Source organism: Paenibacillus sp. Soil750, from assembly GCF_001428045.1.
Classification (GTDB): Bacteria; Bacillota; Bacilli; order Paenibacillales; family NBRC-103111; genus Paenibacillus_E; species Paenibacillus_E allorhizoplanae.
The window spans coordinates 17,442-34,765 of the sequence record NZ_LMSD01000019.1 but is presented as its reverse complement, the minus strand read 5'-3'; the positions used below and the strand labels follow the sequence as shown (position 1 = coordinate 34,765).

Genomic DNA, 17,324 nt, shown 5'->3' with positions numbered 1-17,324 from the left:
CTTAGATGATCGGCACTTCATGTTACTCTTGCAAATACGTGCTAACCTTGTTTTGAATCACCTTCACAACTTCCTCAGCCGACTTCTGACCTTGGAAGAATGGGGCTGTTTCTTCTACGACGATGTTCGTAATTTTCGGATCGCTTTCACCATTTACACTAATGTTGTTTAACACTTTCTCTATAGCGGCAGCTTCTTGCTCTGTAGGAGGCGTAACAGCCATCGCTTTGCCATTGATGTTAAGTTTCATGCTCTTGCCAGCGCCACCTTCACCGGCTGTACCCAATGTTTTTAACAAGTCGATTTGCGCTTTAGCTCCGTTCTTGTTGACCGCAATCCCGCTCAACTCTCTGGACGATTGCATCTCATCAGACAGCAAATACTTCACGAATTCCCAAGCTTCCTTCTTGTTGGCTGACTTGCTATTGATTGCGAGTGGAAGCGAGGAAGTGAACTGCGTTCCCTTGGCTTCGCTCTCGGAAGGCAGGTTATAGTAAGCTCCCTTGCCATCAAAATTCATCTTTGGCATCATATACATATCCATGTACATCAGCACGTTCCCTTTAGGTTGGAACACAACATTGTCAGGGTCCGAGTTGTCCGCAAGAATCAATTTATCGTCATACAAGGATTTTGCCAGCTTTAGCATGTTAATAAAATCTGGTGAATCGAACTTCGCTTTCTTTGCGCCAACATCGGCGAATTTAGAGAAGCTGCTGTTCAGCATGGAGGTAATCAACTGGTCAGGCTCAATTTTACCGAGCGGATACGTGTCCGGCTTGCCGTCATTATTTTTATCCGAGACTAACGCGCTGGCTTGTTTCTTAAAATCCGCCCAAGTCCATTTGCCGTCATCGACCTGCTGACCACTCAATAGGGCTTGATTACCAATCCACATATTTAATCCCACTTTAATAGGGACTGTGTATAAGGAACCGTTATATTTCATAGCATCAAAAATACCTGCGTAATAGTTGTCCTTTTTGAATGAAGCATCTTTACTCATCAGGTCACTAATGTTCTCTAGCAGCTTCTTGTCCGCATATTTCTGAAAAGGAAGTCCACTCGTTACGATCACATCCGATGCTTTGCCGCTCATAAGCTCTGCGCCGACCGAACTAGCGTATTTCTCGATGTTTTTCGGATCTGGCTTCTTCACCATTACCATCTGCTGCTGTTGGCCTTGTCCTTGCCCCTGTCCAGTCGCCGTTTGAGGTGCAGCCTCATACTCCTTGATGTTGATTTTGGTATCTGGATGCAGGGCCTCGTACTTCTGTTTGGCTAGCTCGAGAAAACGATCTGACGTCATGACCGATAAAGTAACGGTTTTATTCCCTGTAGCAGGTGTTGTCGTGCTTCCCGTGTCACCTGTCGTAGTCGTCGTATTGGACGAACAGGCTGTAAGAGATAAGAGAGAAACGAGCGAGCAAGCAATAACCGATTGTTTAACTGTGAGTTTGTGCATAAGAAAATTCCACTCCTTCTGATGGGTTAAAATGAATCATAGCAACGGTGCATAGCGCACCTACTACCGCATAATCCAGCGGTTCGATCTGGTAAGACAACCCCGCCCACTGGGCAATGGCGAAAATAATAACAGCTGCAACTGGCACATAGATAAACACACGTTGCAGTTGGGCATATACAGGCACTCGTTCCAGCGCCCATAATCGGGCACCCAGCATAAACAGCGGCAAGCCTAACAACATGCCAGCGATAAACAACCTGTCTGTAAGATGGTTAGCGGCGTCCGTCAAAAGCTCCTGGGGCGATGGGACATATCCCATCTGTACCGCTTCTTGCTGCCAAAGGCCTCTCAGCTTTTCCATATAAAATGAAACATCAATAATTTGTTCTGGCACCCATTCCAACGGAATGTAGAGGTGAAACCGGATGCCGATCCAGAGAGCCATGATGCAGGCGGCCATGCCGAGTATAGCGAGCGTAATTAACAGCAATGCTTTTCGCTCGTGAATCAACACATCGGTCCAATTATCTCTAGTCAATCTGCTTCTTAGAACCGTTTGCATAACAGATAATTGCCGTGCCATCAACCGCACGAGCAAGTAAATCGCGATCATCCCACAGACAAACAATTGAATGAATCGCCACTGTGTCATGCGCGTATAAGCAAGCTCGTGGTTGACGATGTTGAATTGCGAAGGATTGTGACCGATTCCTCTGAGCGCTTCCCTTACTTGACTTTCTCCGCGGTCAACCGCGTTAGACTTAGCTGCCATTTGAATCGTCTCAATGACTGCATTCGGTTGCACATCGAACAAGGTCGTGACAGGAATCAACACATTCGGGCTGCCATCGTCGGACATCTGCCGAAGCAGCGAGCCTTCATCGTCAAACACTCCGATGACTGTAAAATTCACGCCGAAGAGATCAATCGTTTTACCTACGACTAGATTGGCGCGGAATAGCTGCTGAGCAACTGTGTCGCTCACGATAGCTACTCGGCTGTGCTCTTCCACCGAGTTTCGCCCGAACGAAGCACCTGCCTTCAGCTTCATCTCGTTAAAATCCGTGTAGACGCCGTTCACACCGAACACATCGGTATTCAGCTTCGCAGCGCCATATACCGCGCGAGTTTGCTCTCTCGCTGTATAGGCAATGGGCAGCGGCGCCCATTTTTTCGTCAACAGCTCCGCATCTTTCAAGGACAAGCCTGCTCGGCCTGCGGAGCCAACTGGGCTTACTCGTGCAGCAGACTCATTCACTGTTAGCTGCTGCACGCCGTGAGCACCGTTTGCCTGCTCCCAGTCGCTGACGACGGAAGCAATTAATCCGCTGCTGACCAGCAACAACAGCACACCAGCAAATACCATCCATGCGGCCAATCGGGAACGCTGCATATCCTGCTCTCCTCTCATTTATGGATCCGCACGGACACGGTCGCCATCTGCAATTGACTTCGAGCTGGACACGATCACTTTATCGAGCGGCGTAACGCCATTCTCGATGGATGTTTTCATATCATCCGCATCTCCGATCTGGACATTCGCGCGCTGTGCAACGTACTCTGTGCCAAGCGGACCCTTCTTCTCCTTCAAGAGCAGCACATAAGTCCCTTGATCATCCTCCCGCACAGCATCGTTAGGCAGGAGTGAGCGGAATGCGGCTGTTTTTTTGACAATATCGAATTCGCCTGTTTCCCCGCCCTTCAAACGATCATCCTTCAGTGTGAATGTCAGTTCCTTTCCCTTTTCACCTGACTGACCGCTAGCACTCACCGCATCCCGAATATCTGTGATTTGCGCTGGAATTCTGGCATTGTTTAATGTGGCAAAAATGAGCTCCGTCTTATCTCCCACAGCTACATAAGGCGCCTTAGCATCGTCAATGGTTGACTTCATCTGCTGACCCTTGGACAAATCGGCGATGCTCACTGCGGCTTTCCCGCTCTGAACCGGCGCCCCCTTAACGGCATTAACCGCCGTTACGATCCCGCCAACAGGTGCCGTGAGGCGAGAAAATTCCTTAAGCTGACGCTGTTGATTCGCGATTTGCCGCTCTAGGATTTGCATGTCCAGCTGTGTGCTTTCGATATCACGGGCCGTGCTGCGCATGAGTTTCTCATCACTGCTGCGGAAAGTTTCCTGATAGTTTTCCTGGAGCTTCTCCAAACTCAACTGCTTCTGGGCATATCGCGCTTGATTGTCTTTCAACGAATCCTCTGTCTCTCTTGTTTTAAAAACCACGAGCTCTTGGCCAGCCTTCACCTTATCCCCGACCTTCACTAGAACCTCGCTTGCTACCCAGTTAGTCTCCACATAGACATCTGCAGTTTCCGCCGACTCGACAGTCCCCGAACCCATCACCTCGTGTGACAACGTGCCTGCCGCAGACTTCTCCACCGTTACCTCAGCCAGCGATATGCCCAGCAAAGTATTGGAGAAAAATGTTAATGCCACCATAGCGATAATAAAAGCAAAGATGGCCTTTCGGATTCCTTTCTTCTTGGCGCGTTCGCCGTCGGCGGCGGCCATTAATACTTCCATACAACGTTCCTCCTATGTATAGATCCATTCGTCCTTATCCCTTAATACCTGAGAGCTGGATACCTTCGACCAAATACTTCTCTGCATACAGCGCAACCAAGAGTGGCGGCAGCATATACACCACCGAAGCAGCAAAGGCAATGCCTCGCTCCTCGTCACCAATGACGGCTAAGTACACAGATAACGGCTGTTTGATCGCATCATTTAAGAAAATCAGCGGCTGCTCCACCATATTCCAGTTATCTATAAAGACGAGGATCGAAAGTGCCGCTACGCCGGTCCCGCACATTGGCAGCACAATTCTTGTCCATATGTACAAGTGGCTCGCCCCATCTACACGCGCTGCTTCGATATAGCTGACAGGTACGACCATCATGAATTGCCGCAACAGGAACACGCCAAAGGCGCTGAAGATACCAGGGTAGATAATCGCCCCATACGAACCCAGTAGTCCGAGCTTTTCCGCGACAATAAAGTTTGGCACCAGCGTGACTTGAAAGGGCATCAGCATCGTGACAATGTACAGGAAGAAGAGCGGCTCGCGAAAACGAAAACGCAAATGGGCGAAAGCATACGCAGCTAGCGATGCCACAAGCAGTTGACCTGCAATGATTGGCAAGGTCATTTTCACCGAGTTCCAGAACATGAATAGGAACTGCGGTCTGCCAACCAATACGGCGTAGAATTGGGATAAGGTAACACGATCAGGTATCCATTTCATGGTGATGAATTGACCATCATCCATGTCTCCCGAAAGGGCAGCGTAGTTACTTGAAATTTCTGTTTCCGCCATGAACGAGTTCGCAATGGTCAGCGCCATCGGGAACAGAAATCCCGCCATCAGCGCGGTGAGCACGGTTATGAGTACGATTCGTGCAGACTTCCGCCCTACGCGGACGGTAAGCGGCTTTAAGCGAATGTCTTGCATGCAGGTTCTCCTTTCAAAGCGCCTATCCTCCGTTATCCGAGTGATTTGCTGATGCGCCTCTCCACCACGAATAACGTCAAGACGAGTAGTACAATCACCACTGCCATTAAAAATGCAGCAGAAGTAAGTTTCTGATAATCCAGTGATTTGAACATGTTGTTCATATAATGCTGCAGCATATAAATATTTTCATCGGGGTAATTTCCGGCAATTAAGTAGGTCTCTCGGAACATTTTGAAAGAGTTAATCATCGACATGATGAAAACGAAGAAAGCCGTTGGCGTCAAATACACCAAAGTAATCGATCGCCACTGTCGGAACTTACCGGCTCCATCCATCGACGCTGCCTCGTAATAATCGTTTGGAATATTCTGAAGACCCGCTAAGAAGAGGATCATATTGTAGCCGATGTTTTTCCACAGATAAACAAGAATAAGCACGTATAAGGAGGCCTCGCTTTCCATCCAGTCATGCGGACGGATTCCCCAGTCTGCTAGCCAGGCATTAATCGTCCCATGAAGGTCGAATAGGGCATTCCATACCAGCACCACCGAGGCCACCGGCACAACAAGCGGACTCAAGAACGAAATCCGGAACGTTTGGCGCATCGGCAGCTTTCTATTGAGCAGCATAGCCAATCCTAGTGCAATCAACATGTTAAGCGGTACACAGATCGCCATAAACAAACTTGTATTCACGGCTGCTCGCCGAAAAATCGGATTTCCCAGAAGCTCGCGATAGTTCTCTAGCCCCACGAATGAGCCATCCACAGGGCTGTCCATGAGCGAGTAATAAAACCCCATCCCAAAGGGTATCAAGAAAAACACTGCAAATCCGGCCAGACTTGGCCATAGAAATAGAAGTGCTGTAAGACCCTCGTTGCCCCGTAACCATCTCATACAATAAACGACTCCTTCGTCCCTACAGGACGATTGCGTTTATCCAGAAATATAACCGGTTTATCATGTGAAACAACTAATTGTTTATATTTGCACAAATGCGTTCCTCCTTTCCTTAGATCACATTCTCTCATCTGAAAATTAGAAATGGATTAGAAGGTGATGCAGATGGAATTCAAGGAATCACGCACGACAAAAAGCCCAAGACAGATGTCTTGGACGTGATCCCAATTACTCCAATATATTTAACCACATTAACCATTCCAGCAGCTCTAACCACAGCGAGTTCATTTCGCTGCTAGTTCTTCAGCTAATGCCTTGCCGATTACGGCTTCATTCCTGTATACTTTGGCTGTATCGAGCGTCTAAAACCCTACGTATTGCTAAGGAAGTGACCTGATGTCCTATGTTCTAAATATCGGTTTGAACGAGAATCCACTCTATTTTGCCTATCAGAGAGAAACCATTGGATCCGAGCAATTTCAGGGCACGTTCCACGCCCATCAAGGGATAGAAATCTTAATTGTTCACAAGGGACACGGCACGTTGATTGTTGATCAGAAGAGCTATGAAGTAACCTCCGGGATGTTATGTGTATTTCAGCCTTATCAGCTGCACCATATTCAGGTAGACCCTGAGACGCCATTCACGCGCACTGTTATTCAATATGAACCATCTGTTTATGAATCCTACTTCGCGCACTGGCCGCGATTGTTGGCTTTTTTCAAGCATATCCATACCAGCACGCTGCATGCCCCTTGTCTCTATGGACTAAACGAGGTGGATCAGTTTCATTCACTATTCCAAAGCTTAGAAACGAAGCAGCCCTCTATAAATAAAAACGATGAGTTAGAGGAGTACTCCCTCTTTCTCATCGCTTTTTTCCGAAGCTTTATGCCGCTGTGGGAGCAGCACGATGGCCAGATTCGTTCTGGCCCTACGCGCAAAACCCATCAAGCCGAGCGCATTCTCAGCTGGTTGGAGGAGCACTACACCGAACCACTGCGTTTGGAGCAGATGTCAGCTGAGCTGCATCTCTCCCCTTACCACTTGTCCCATCTGTTTACCGAGTGCACAGGTACCAGCATTTCCGATTATGTAACTGCTCGCCGAATGCAGCAGGCCGTTAAGCTGCTTATGTCAACAGATCAGACGGTCGCTCGCATTGGCGAGGCGATTGGTGTGACGAATTGCTCTTACTTTTGCAAAATGTTCAAAAGCCATATCGGCATTACGCCGCACCAGTACCGCAAGCAACTACAGAAGCAGTACGAGGCCACTCTTACTCAGCTGCCGTAATGATCATAGCATCGCGCTGGGCAATAAGGCACAGCTCCGCTGCTTTAAAGGTATGCTCTTGCGTCATCGCGACTTCCGTGCGATTCAAGCAATCTAAGATCAACTGACCAAAGTAAGGGAAACCAACCTGGCCGCTGACGGCGAAGTGCTGCTCCCCATCCTTGTTCACGAGGTACACATGATTACTCGTCTGTTCTCTTGCAATGTCGACATATTTACGAAGCTCAATGTACCCGTCGCTGCCCAGAATCGTCATACGGCCGTCGCCCCATGTGCTCAAACCGTCCGGGGTCATCCAGTCCACTCGGAAATAGCCGGTTGCACCATTGTCCCCGACCAAAGTAGCATCACCGAAATCCTCAAAACTCGGATACTGCGGGTAATTGTAATTCGCAACTTTACTGTGTACAACCTTCGCGTCTTTTGCCCCCGTAAAATACAAGAACTGCTCGATCTGATGACTCCCAATATCACACAAAATACCACCAAACTTCTCCTTCTCAAAAAACCAATCCGGTCTACTCGACAAACTAATGCGATGAGGCCCTAATCCAATGACTTGATGAACGCGACCAATCGCGCCCTGTTCAATTAATTGGCCAGCATAAACTGCGCTTTCTACGTGTAAACGTTCGCTGTAATAGACGGCATATTTCTGTCCTGTCTCGGCTACCTTCGCACGTGCTTCTTCCAGTTGCTCAAGTGTTGTGAAAGGAGCCTTGTCCGTGAAGTAATCCTTTCCACTATCCATCACGCGCAATCCAAGCGGCCCGCGATCGCAAGGAATCGCCGCAGCTGCCACAAGCTTTACCTCGGCATCGCCTAGAATCTCCTCCAACGAGCTTGCCGCACGTACACCTGGGTACGTGCTCAGGAATTTATCCACTTTGGCCGGATCCGGATCGTACACCCATTTCAATTCCCCGCCTGCTTCCCGCAGACCATTGCACATCCCATAAATATGCCCATGATCAAGCGCCGCTGCTGCAAAAATAAACTCCCCTGGCTGACAAACCGTGTTAAAACTTCCTTGTGGTGCGTAATTCATGCCGTCGCTTTTTTGCATTATCGTCAGTCTCCTCTGATGTTAGTTAAAAGTGCTTCCCGTAGTAATCGTCTGTGGCGCGAAATTCTCGATCGACGTGCTCTTCTCGTAAAAATGAGTCGCCTTCGCCATCACACCGCTTCTCGTATAGAACGCGTCTTGCGCATCAAGTGGGAATTTCACAAGCTCGCCTGTGCTCGCTGATTTGTAAATCCCCGTAATAAGCTCCAACGTTTGACGACCGCTAATCCCATCGATCAGCACGGGTGCACCCGTTTCAATCGCGGTTAACACATTGTCGATTTGGCCAGCATGTCCTTCGTAGATGACTTCTGGGAGTTGGTTGTAGAAAGTCTGCAATTGCTCCTCCAGTTCCGTGTTCGGCTCTGGAAAACCGTTCGACGTTGAATTCGATGCTTTCACTTTCCATGGCGCAGATACACGTGCTTTCGCACCTTGGAAAATCAACTGCTGCTCCTCACCATGATGGACGACTGAGCTCGTGATTTGCCCTAGAGAGCCGTTCGCGAAGCGAAGCATTCCGATCGAGAGATCCTCAACCTCGGCGTTATCGTGCGACACGTTGCTCATGAAGGCTTGTACTTCCGTCGGACTGCCCATCATCCAAAGCATGGCATCGATATGATGCACCGCATGGTTCAGCGTCGGGCCGCCGCCTTCTTTCTCCCACGTGCCACGCCACCAGAGGTCGTAATAACAATGGCCACGCCACCAGAAGGAATCAACTTGGACGTGGACGACTTTGCCCATCAGGCCGCTTTCCAGGACGGATTTCATTTTCATCATTGGCGTCTTGAAGCGGTTCTGTGCCACAACGGATAGAAGCTTACCCGTGCGGCTGGCAGCAGCATTCATCAAATCACACTCCTCGAGCGAGGAAGCCATTGGCTTTTCCACCATCACATGTGAGCCTGCTTCTAGAAACTCAACCGTCAAGGAAGCATGCGTGTACGGGGGTGTACAGATGGAGACGAGATCAATGTCCTCCAGCAGCAGCTCTTTGTAATCTTTTACCGCTCTCGCTTCATCCAGCTTAAATTGATCAATGCGCTCCTGTGCTTTATCCTCATAAATATCACTAATCGCGACAATTGTACACCGCTCCGGAAATTGCAAATAAGCTTCAATATGCGCCTTCGAGATCGCGCCAGCACCGATAATTGCTACCTTCAGCATCTATTTCATCTCCCTGACATTTGTTGCTCCTAGCATACCAAGAATGCGATTACAATTGTGACGCTATCTTGTGCAAAAATACCGTTACTTTGCGGTTTTAGTTATTTTGCTTTTTATGTCGTAAAGCGATGATCCTTTATCCATTCGGAGACAATTAAATAAACATTGTCCTTCATCAAAGAACTAAATATTGGGTCATTCATGATCTCAAACTGCTCCGGAATTGTATCTAACAGCATGACACCATTCGTTTCATATCCAACCGGTAACTCCCTCAGCATACTTACTTTTGAAATATATATATTTTTCACGTATACAAGATGGTCCTTTTCAAAAATCAAATATTGTCCAACCGTTTCAATCGAAGCGAGTTCTCCTCCCGCCTCTTCATACATCTCTCTGATTACCGTTTGTATAATCGACTCGCCTCCTTCTCTAGTTCCTCCAGGTAATTCCCAGCCGCGAGAATGATGTCTAACAAGAACCAACTTCCCTTGATAGAAGGCGAAAATCAGGACACAGTTAGCTTCTTCAATGAGACATTCCTTTGATAGTATGATTTTTTGATTTGGCAAAGCACCCGAGAACTCATACTTCACAATAACCACCAATCCCTTACTTATGTGATCGTCTTCTCAATCCGCTCATTCCGATAAGTCAACATTATGAGGGAAACAAAAAAAGTATTTGATCCAAAGATCAAATACTTTTCCCAACTAAATTCACTGAATTTAGTAGCTCAAGCCCGGATAAAGCGGGAATTGCGCAGTTAAATCTTTTACCATACCTCGTACTTGTTCATGCACAGCTGTGTCCGATGGATTTTTTAATGTTAAAGCGACGATTTTAGCAATAGTTTTCATAGCTGCCTGGTCCATGCCACGGGCAGTAACAGACGGAGTACCGATACGAACCCCGCTTGTAATCATCGGTTTAGCAGGGTCAAAAGGAATCGCATTTTTGTTAACCGTTACACCTACTTCGTCCAACAAGTGTTCAGCATCCTTACCGCTGATATGGAGGCTGCGAAGGTCGATGAGCATCAGATGGTTGTCCGTACCTCCGGATACAAGATCAACACCTTCAGCTAGGAGCTCTTCTGATAATGTTTTGGCGTTCGTTACAACATTTTGAGCATACATTTTAAAAGCTGGTTCGAGTGCTTCACCGAAAGCGACAGCTTTCGCAGCAATGATATGCATCAATGGTCCGCCTTGCGTACCAGGGAATACCGCTTTATCAATCGCTGCCGCCCAAGGCTTGCGGCAAAGAATCATACCGCCACGTGGGCCGCGTAGCGTTTTATGCGTAGTAGTCGTAACAAAATGCGCGTGTGGCACCGGGTTCGGATGTAAGCCTGCCGCAACAAGTCCGGCGATATGCGCCATGTCCACGAAGAACAACGCGCCCACATCATTCGCGATAGAAGCCAAAGCTTCAAAATCGATCGTGCGTGGATATGCGCTGGCACCAGCCACGAGCATGCGAGGCTTATGCTTGAAGGCTAATTTACGAACCTCGTTGTAATCAATGTATGCATCACTTTCGCTAACTCCTTAGAATCGATTTGTTGGTCTTTGGTTCCATATCGCTTCAAATGATTTATACGAGAGCAGCATGCTTGTCACGCGCAATTTTAGTAGCATCCACCATGTTGCGTAAGGAAGCAACCGTCTCTTCGAGTCCGCGCGTTTTCAGACCGCAATCTGGATTAATCCAGAATAGCTTAGGATCCAGCACACGCAGGGCGCGTTCGATCATGGCTGTCATTTCCTCAACACTTGGAACACGTGGACTGTGAATATCATATACGCCTAATCCAATTCCCAGCTTGTAGGTATTCAACTCGAAGCTATGAATTAATTCACCATGGCTACGTGATGTTTCGATTGAAATGACATCGGCATCCATCGCCTCGATCGATTCAATCATGTCATGAAATTCGCAATAGCACATATGTGTATGAATTTGTGTTGTGTCTTGTACGGTGCATGTCGCGATGCGGAACGCTTTAACAGCCCATGCCAGGTAACCGGCTTGTTCCTCTTCCTTCAGCGGCAAACCTTCGCGAACGGCAGGCTCGTCAACTTGAATCATGCCAATACCAGCACTCTCAAGTGCCTCTACTTCTTGTCTAAGCGCGTACGCAAGTTGGTAGGCGATATGTTCACGAGGAATGTCATCACGGACAAACGACCAGTTCATAATGGTGATCGGTCCAGTCAGCATGCCTTTAACAGGACGGCTTGTGCGTGACTGTGCATACTTGGTTTCTTCAACAGTCATTTCCCCTGTGAAGGCTACATCCCCGAATATCACCGGCGGTTTCACACAACGGGAACCATAGGATTGCACCCATCCATTTTGCGTAAATGCAAATCCTGCAAGCTTTTCTCCAAAAAACTCGACCATATCGGTACGCTCAAATTCACCATGCACAAGAACGTCCAATTCGATTTCCTCTTGAAGCTTGATCCAAACATCGATTTGCTCACGAATGAACGCAGCATACTGCTCATTGTTCCATTCGCCTTTACGCCATAATTGACGCGCCTTACGAACTTCTGCAGACTGCGGGAAACTACCGATAGTCGTTGTAGGGAAAAGCGGCAATTGCCATTTCGCTTGTTGTGCGACATGACGCTCAGCAAAAGGACGGGAACGTTCTGGCTGCTGAACACTTAGTGCAGCTACGGACTGCTGAATATCGCTGCGGTTACGCTCATCCGATTGTTGAAGTGCTTGGATGGCGCGATCACATTGTTCTATTTCTTCAAGTACCCCAGCTTTGCCCGAAGCGATTGCTTTCGTGATTAGAACAAGTTCATCCAGCTTTTCTTCCGCATAGGCTAGCGCATTCTTCAGCTCAGATGTAAGCTTTGTTTCTCTTTCAGTCGTTACTGGAACATGGAGTAAGCTGCTCGACGACTGAATAACCAGATTTTCCGTTGTAACGTGCTTAGTGAGATCATCCAGTAGCTCAAGCTTCTCCCGAATCGATGCTTTCCAGATACCACGGCCATCAATTACGCCTGCACCCAGAACCTTGTCTGCAGGAAAACCGAACGTTTTAATGTTCTGTACATTAGCGCCCAAACCATGAACGAAATCCAGTCCAATCCCCTTCACCGGCAGAGAGATGATGTCAGCGTAGCGATCTACCGATTCAAAATAGGTTTGCAACATGATGTTCAGGTTTGGCACAGCTGCGGCAAATGTTGCATAGATGTTTTGAAGTCTCTCCATGTCCTCATCGCTTAACTTCGTTACGAGAATTGGTTCATCGATCTGTACCCATTGAACCCCTTCTTCTGCAAGCTCCTGAAGGATCTGTACATAAAGCGGTGTCAATCGGCTCAACCAAGCGTCCGTTTCTGATTTACTGTATCCTTTGGATAGCTTCAAGAAAGTTAAAGGACCGACGATAACCGGCTTTCCTTCGATTCCGAGCTTTTCCTTCGCTTCCCGGTAGGCTGTTAAAGGCTTGTTTTCCGTAATGACAGGAGAGGCTCCGGTCAGTTCAGGCACAATATAGTGATAATTGGTGTTGAACCACTTCGTCATTTCACTTGCTGTAGCATCCTTCGTTCCTCGGGCAACTCCGTAATAGACTGACAAGGGCACTGCGCCCCCCTCAAAAGCAAAACGTTCAGGAATAATGCCAAACATAGCAGCTGTATCAAGGATATGATCATAATAGCTGAAATCGTTAACCGGAATAAGATCGATGCCTTTTTCCTTCTGCTTGCGCAAGTGATTTAAACGAATTTCCTGCAGCTGTAACTCAAACTCTGATTCTTCAAGCTTGCCTGCCCAGAAGGCTTCAAGTGCTTTCTTCCATTCCCTGTCAGCACCAATACGCGGATATCCCAATACACTGCTTCTTACCATTTGACAAAACTCCTCTGCAATAATTTGTTACACCAAAGATATCACAGAGGATTAGTTATAACGTAAATGGAATTATCTATATCTAGATATAGCTTAAAACTATATCAGAATGCCATGGGATCGATTGCCTGTTGGAGTGCTGCTACGTAAGCTGCACCGAGCTTAGATAGCGGAATATGGCTATGGGAAATCCACCCGACATTGATCGTTTCGTCACAATCCAAAGGTACGGGAATAATCTCATTTCCATTCAAATCTGAGCTCAAAACCCCGGTAGATATGGTATATCCGTTTAAACCGATCAACAAATTAAAGAGTGTGGCCCGGTCATTCACACGGATGCTTTTCTGATGTGACATCGTACTGAGAATTTCTTCGGCAAAATGAAAGGAATTATACTCCCCTTGATCAAATGACAAATACGGATAGTTTTGCAGCTGGTCAATGGTCACGATGGATTGCTTCGCGAGGGGATTTTTAATGCTGATAAAAATATGCGGTTTGGCGATAAATAAACTGTTGAATTGCAGATTCCCGCTTTTAAGCAGCTTGTTTATGACCTTTCCATTAAATTCGTTCAAGTATAAGATGCCAATCTCACTGCGCAGGTTTTTGACATCTTCAATAATTTCGTACGTTTTGGTTTCTCGCAAAGCCAACTCATATTCATCCTGACCATACTCCGAAACAAGACTTACGAACGCATTTACCGCAAAAGCATAATGCTGAGTCGACACAGAAAAATGCTGCGATGAAGGCTTCGCATTCAGGTATCGACTTTCCAATAACTCTGCCTGCTCGACGACCTGCCGCGCATAACTAAGAAATTCAACACCTTCCTTGGAAAGTGATATCCCTTTATTTGATCTTTCAAAGATAGCGATTTGAATTTCTTCTTCCAACTCCCGAATCGCATTTGAAAGGCTAGGTTGGGAAATAAACAGCCTTTTGGCAGCCTCATTAATAGATCCGCGATTTGCTACCTCGATTACGTATTTTAATTGTTGTAAAGTCATGGATATCCCTCCTTCGACTATAATCCGAACCAGCAGCTTACTTAATTTTGAATATTGTAACACAAATTATGTGAATCACCGTATCTTGAATGACATCTATACGAGCCACATCCATACTAAACTTCCATAGACAAACAATTGAACTGACTATATGATTAGACTAATTAAATAATTGATAGTTAAGGTGCATGCTTATTATGAATAAGCAATGCTTAATTGGGAAGTCTGGTGCAAATCCAGCACGGTCCCGCCACTGTAAATGAAGAGCGACTCTATGAATTGCCACTGGTATTCCTATACCGGGAAGGTTAGAGAAGCGTTGACGCATGAGTCAGGAGACCAGCCTTAATGTGTATTCACAAACTCTACGGACGATGGAGGGGGTGCCTTTTTGTTGTCTACGACCAATATTGACATCACAGCCCTTGATTCTTTCAAATCAAGGGCTTTTTTGTATGCTCATCATCCCTATCATTTTACTAGGAGGACAATAATGAAACTAACCTATAGGATTTTCACCCTATTCATGGCTCTATTCCTATTTGCAAGCAGTCTAAGCATCGTTCGTGTATCCGCTAACTCGAATTCGGCTGTGGACGATGCTGTAAAGTCTACAGCTGCGTATTTACTTGAAACTATCAAGAAGCCCCAGGTAGGCTCTATAGGCGGTGAATGGGCAATTATCGGGCTTGCCCGCTCCAACTATAACGTACCTCAAAGCTATTACGACGATTATTATAAAAGTGTTGAAACCTATGTCAAAGATGTACAAGGCAACCTTCACGATAAAAAGTACACGGAATACTCCCGCTTGATTTTGGCCTTAACCGCTATAGGCGCAGATCCCACCCATGTTGCAGGTTATAATCTGCTTACACCGCTCGGGGACTTTGATAAAACCATCTGGCAAGGTATCAATGGTCCTATATTTGCATTAATTTCCCTCGACAGCGGCAATTACAATATACCGGTAAATCCAACCGCCAAAACGCAGGCTACCCGAGACATGTATATAGATGAAATCATATCGAATCAGCTTCAGGATGGCGGATTTGCACTTTCGGGTGTGTCGGCAGATCCTGATATTACGGGCATGGCCTTACAGGCACTAGCCAAATATCAAAATGATACGATAGTAAAAACAGCTACGGAAAAGGCAATTAACCTTCTTTCCAAATTACAGGACAACGAAGGCGGCTACGCAAGTTGGGGCGCGAAAACTTCAGAGAGCACCGTGCAGGTACTGATGGCGCTATGTGAGCTTGGTATCACTATTGAAGATAGTCGTTTTATTAAGAATGGTCATACCGTTGTTGATGATTTGCTATCCTTTTATTCCAAAGGACAGGGATTTAAGCATACTTCTGACGGCAGTGGAGTAACGGGGATGTCGACAGAGCAGGCATTTTATGGGCTTGTGAATGTACAAAGAATCCTCACGAATAAGAGCAGCTTGTATAGAATGAACGATGTCAAGCAAGCTACCTCAGCAACACCTGACAACAATAACGGCTTACTAAACAAACACAAGGATATACAAGTAATGCCTGTTATCGATGCGAATAAGACTTTCTCTGATATCGCTAACCATACAAATCAAGCAGCCATTACATCCCTTGCATCTAGAGGAATTATTAACGGTATGACTGACACTGAGTTCGCACCTAATCAAACAATGACGCGTGCCGAATTTTCAACCATTATAACCAAAAGTTTAGGCCTACCTATGCAAAAGCAATCTAAATTCCATGATGTCCCTGCTACAGCCTGGTATACCGACTATGTAGGCACAGCTTATTCTTATGGCATCGTAAGCGGAACGTCAGAGACCACTTTTACACCGGACAGTACGATTACAAGGCAGGAAGCTGCTGTCATGATCGCCAACGCAGCTAAGCTCACTGGCATGGATACCCATTTGAACACAGTTGAAACGCGAGATATGTTAGCTCAATTTGGAGATTACACACAAACAGCCGAGTGGTCGAGGGATGCGCTAGCTTTTTGCTATCGAGAACATATTCTATCCCAAGATATGCTGAATATTGAGCCTACTACAGCAGTCACACGAGCTGAAATAGCCGAGATGCTCTACCGCTTACTCTCTGCTGCTAAACTTATTAAAGAGGCGAACTAATGCGATTAACGAAAAATAAACTCATTGCCGCAGTACTTATACTAACCGTACTCGTCATTGCCTACCTTAGCAGCGGACAGCCGCGGCAGCAAGCAGATCAGACGTCCACCTTCGCCCTAGAAACAAGTAATCCAGCAGTAGCATCACCCGCAGTGACTGAACCGAGCTCTGAACGATCGCCAGTTCCCACAGCATCACCCGATGCATCTTCAAGTACCGAGACACCGGTGGCAAGTCCGACTGTGGCGTCGCCACCTGCCTCAACTCAAGCTGTGGAGACCCCCGCTAAGTCGGGTAAAGATGGGGATTTCAGCCAACCAGATCTACCCAAGGCAACCGAACCAATCGCAAGTCCAGCTATGGAAATAGACCCTAAGACGGGCAAGGACCAATACCTTACCGAACCTGTTCCTGAAGGAAAACCACTTCCCATTGAGCCGCAGAACACGAAAATCACTGACAAACAAATGACAGTGACGCTTTCGGTGAGCTGCCTAACGATTCTAAATAATATAAAATTGCTTGATCCTGAAAAGGTTGAGCTTGTGCCGAAAGATGGCATTATTTTCAAATCACAACAGGTTACTTTTTATGAGGGAGAATCCGTATTTAACGTCCTACAAAGAGAGATGAAGAAGAATAAAATTCATATGGAATTTGTGAACACCCCTATTTACAATTCAGCCTATATTGAAGGTATCCATAATTTGTATGAATTTGATTGTGGAGAGCTATCCGGTTGGATGTATAAAGTGAATGGTTGGTTTCCTAATTATGGAGCTAGTCGGTATCAGCTGAAACAGGGCGATGTCATTGAGTGGGTATACACGTGTGATTTAGGACGTGACGTTGGGGATACGTATAATTCAACTGGCGGTGGCAAGCAATGAGGGATTCCTTTGCAA

13 protein-coding genes, 1 pseudogene and 1 riboswitch are annotated in these 17,324 nt (G+C 46.7%); of the genes and pseudogenes, 3 read left to right on the top strand and 11 right to left on the bottom strand.

Annotated features, from left to right (window positions below; all coding sequences use genetic code 11):
* Positions 1-22: 22 nt before the first annotated feature.
* Genes ASL11_RS19645 through ASL11_RS19625 form a run of 5 tightly spaced genes read right to left on the bottom strand, consistent with a single transcriptional unit; the run spans position 23 to position 5,834 of the window.
* Complete coding sequence (locus ASL11_RS19645; RefSeq protein WP_056618480.1) at positions 23-1,465, bottom strand: ABC transporter substrate-binding protein; 1,443 nt, start codon at positions 1,463-1,465, stop codon at positions 23-25.
* Positions 1,446-2,861: an ABC transporter permease gene (locus tag ASL11_RS19640; RefSeq protein ID WP_056618477.1), complete on the bottom strand. Its 1,416-nt coding sequence runs from the start codon at positions 2,859-2,861 to the stop codon at positions 1,446-1,448. Before ASL11_RS19640 ends, ASL11_RS19645 begins: the two co-directional genes overlap by 20 nt.
* Before the next feature lie 18 nt (positions 2,862-2,879).
* Positions 2,880-4,007, bottom strand: coding sequence for an efflux RND transporter periplasmic adaptor subunit (locus tag ASL11_RS19635; RefSeq protein WP_056618474.1), 1,128 nt, complete (start codon positions 4,005-4,007; stop codon positions 2,880-2,882).
* 34 nt (positions 4,008-4,041) lie between these two features.
* Positions 4,042-4,935: a carbohydrate ABC transporter permease gene (locus ASL11_RS19630; protein ID WP_056618469.1), complete on the bottom strand. Its 894-nt coding sequence runs from the start codon at positions 4,933-4,935 to the stop codon at positions 4,042-4,044.
* A gap of 32 nt (positions 4,936-4,967) precedes the next feature.
* Entirely contained in the window at positions 4,968-5,834 is an 867-nt protein-coding gene (locus ASL11_RS19625; RefSeq protein ID WP_056618466.1) for a carbohydrate ABC transporter permease, read from the bottom strand.
* Between the two features lie 399 nt (positions 5,835-6,233).
* Here ASL11_RS19625 and ASL11_RS19620 point away from each other — a divergent pair, with 399 nt between their 5' ends.
* A complete protein-coding gene (locus ASL11_RS19620) occupies positions 6,234-7,133 on the top strand; it encodes an AraC family transcriptional regulator (RefSeq protein ID WP_056618463.1) in 900 nt (299 codons plus the stop codon).
* Here the strand turns inward: ASL11_RS19620 and ASL11_RS19615 are convergent.
* The 6 genes and pseudogenes from ASL11_RS19615 to ASL11_RS19590 form a co-directional block, all read right to left on the bottom strand.
* A complete protein-coding gene (locus ASL11_RS19615; RefSeq protein ID WP_056618459.1) occupies positions 7,117-8,199 on the bottom strand; it encodes a Gfo/Idh/MocA family protein in 1,083 nt (360 codons plus the stop codon). The two genes, ASL11_RS19620 and ASL11_RS19615, sit on opposite strands and share 17 nt — an antisense overlap.
* A gap of 21 nt (positions 8,200-8,220) precedes the next feature.
* Positions 8,221-9,375, bottom strand: coding sequence for a Gfo/Idh/MocA family protein (locus ASL11_RS19610; RefSeq protein ID WP_056618455.1), 1,155 nt, complete (start codon positions 9,373-9,375; stop codon positions 8,221-8,223).
* Positions 9,376-9,488: 113 nt separating this feature from the next.
* Positions 9,489-9,974, bottom strand: a complete 486-nt coding sequence (locus tag ASL11_RS19605) for an NUDIX domain-containing protein (protein WP_056618452.1) — start codon at positions 9,972-9,974, stop codon at positions 9,489-9,491.
* Positions 9,975-10,106: 132 nt separating this feature from the next.
* Positions 10,107-10,931: pseudogene (glyA, locus tag ASL11_RS19600) on the bottom strand (serine hydroxymethyltransferase); the annotation flags it as partial.
* A 46-nt stretch (positions 10,932-10,977) separates the two neighbouring features.
* Positions 10,978-13,266 carry a 5-methyltetrahydropteroyltriglutamate--homocysteine S-methyltransferase gene (gene metE, locus ASL11_RS19595; RefSeq protein ID WP_056618448.1) on the bottom strand — a complete coding sequence of 763 codons (2,289 nt, stop codon included), beginning with the start codon at positions 13,264-13,266 and terminating at the stop codon, positions 10,978-10,980.
* A gap of 104 nt (positions 13,267-13,370) precedes the next feature.
* Complete coding sequence (locus ASL11_RS19590; protein ID WP_056618445.1) at positions 13,371-14,282, bottom strand: LysR family transcriptional regulator; 912 nt, start codon at positions 14,280-14,282, stop codon at positions 13,371-13,373.
* Between the two features lie 165 nt (positions 14,283-14,447).
* Positions 14,448-14,644: riboswitch (cobalamin riboswitch) on the top strand.
* Positions 14,645-14,775: 131 nt separating this feature from the next.
* Between ASL11_RS19590 and ASL11_RS19585 the strand changes: the two genes are divergently transcribed.
* Complete coding sequence (locus tag ASL11_RS19585) at positions 14,776-16,419, top strand: S-layer homology domain-containing protein (RefSeq protein WP_056618442.1); 1,644 nt, start codon at positions 14,776-14,778, stop codon at positions 16,417-16,419.
* Positions 16,419-17,309: a DUF4430 domain-containing protein gene (locus ASL11_RS19580; RefSeq protein WP_056618439.1), complete on the top strand. Its 891-nt coding sequence runs from the start codon at positions 16,419-16,421 to the stop codon at positions 17,307-17,309. Before ASL11_RS19585 ends, ASL11_RS19580 begins: the two co-directional genes overlap by 1 nt.
* The last annotated feature ends 15 nt before the right edge of the window (positions 17,310-17,324 follow it).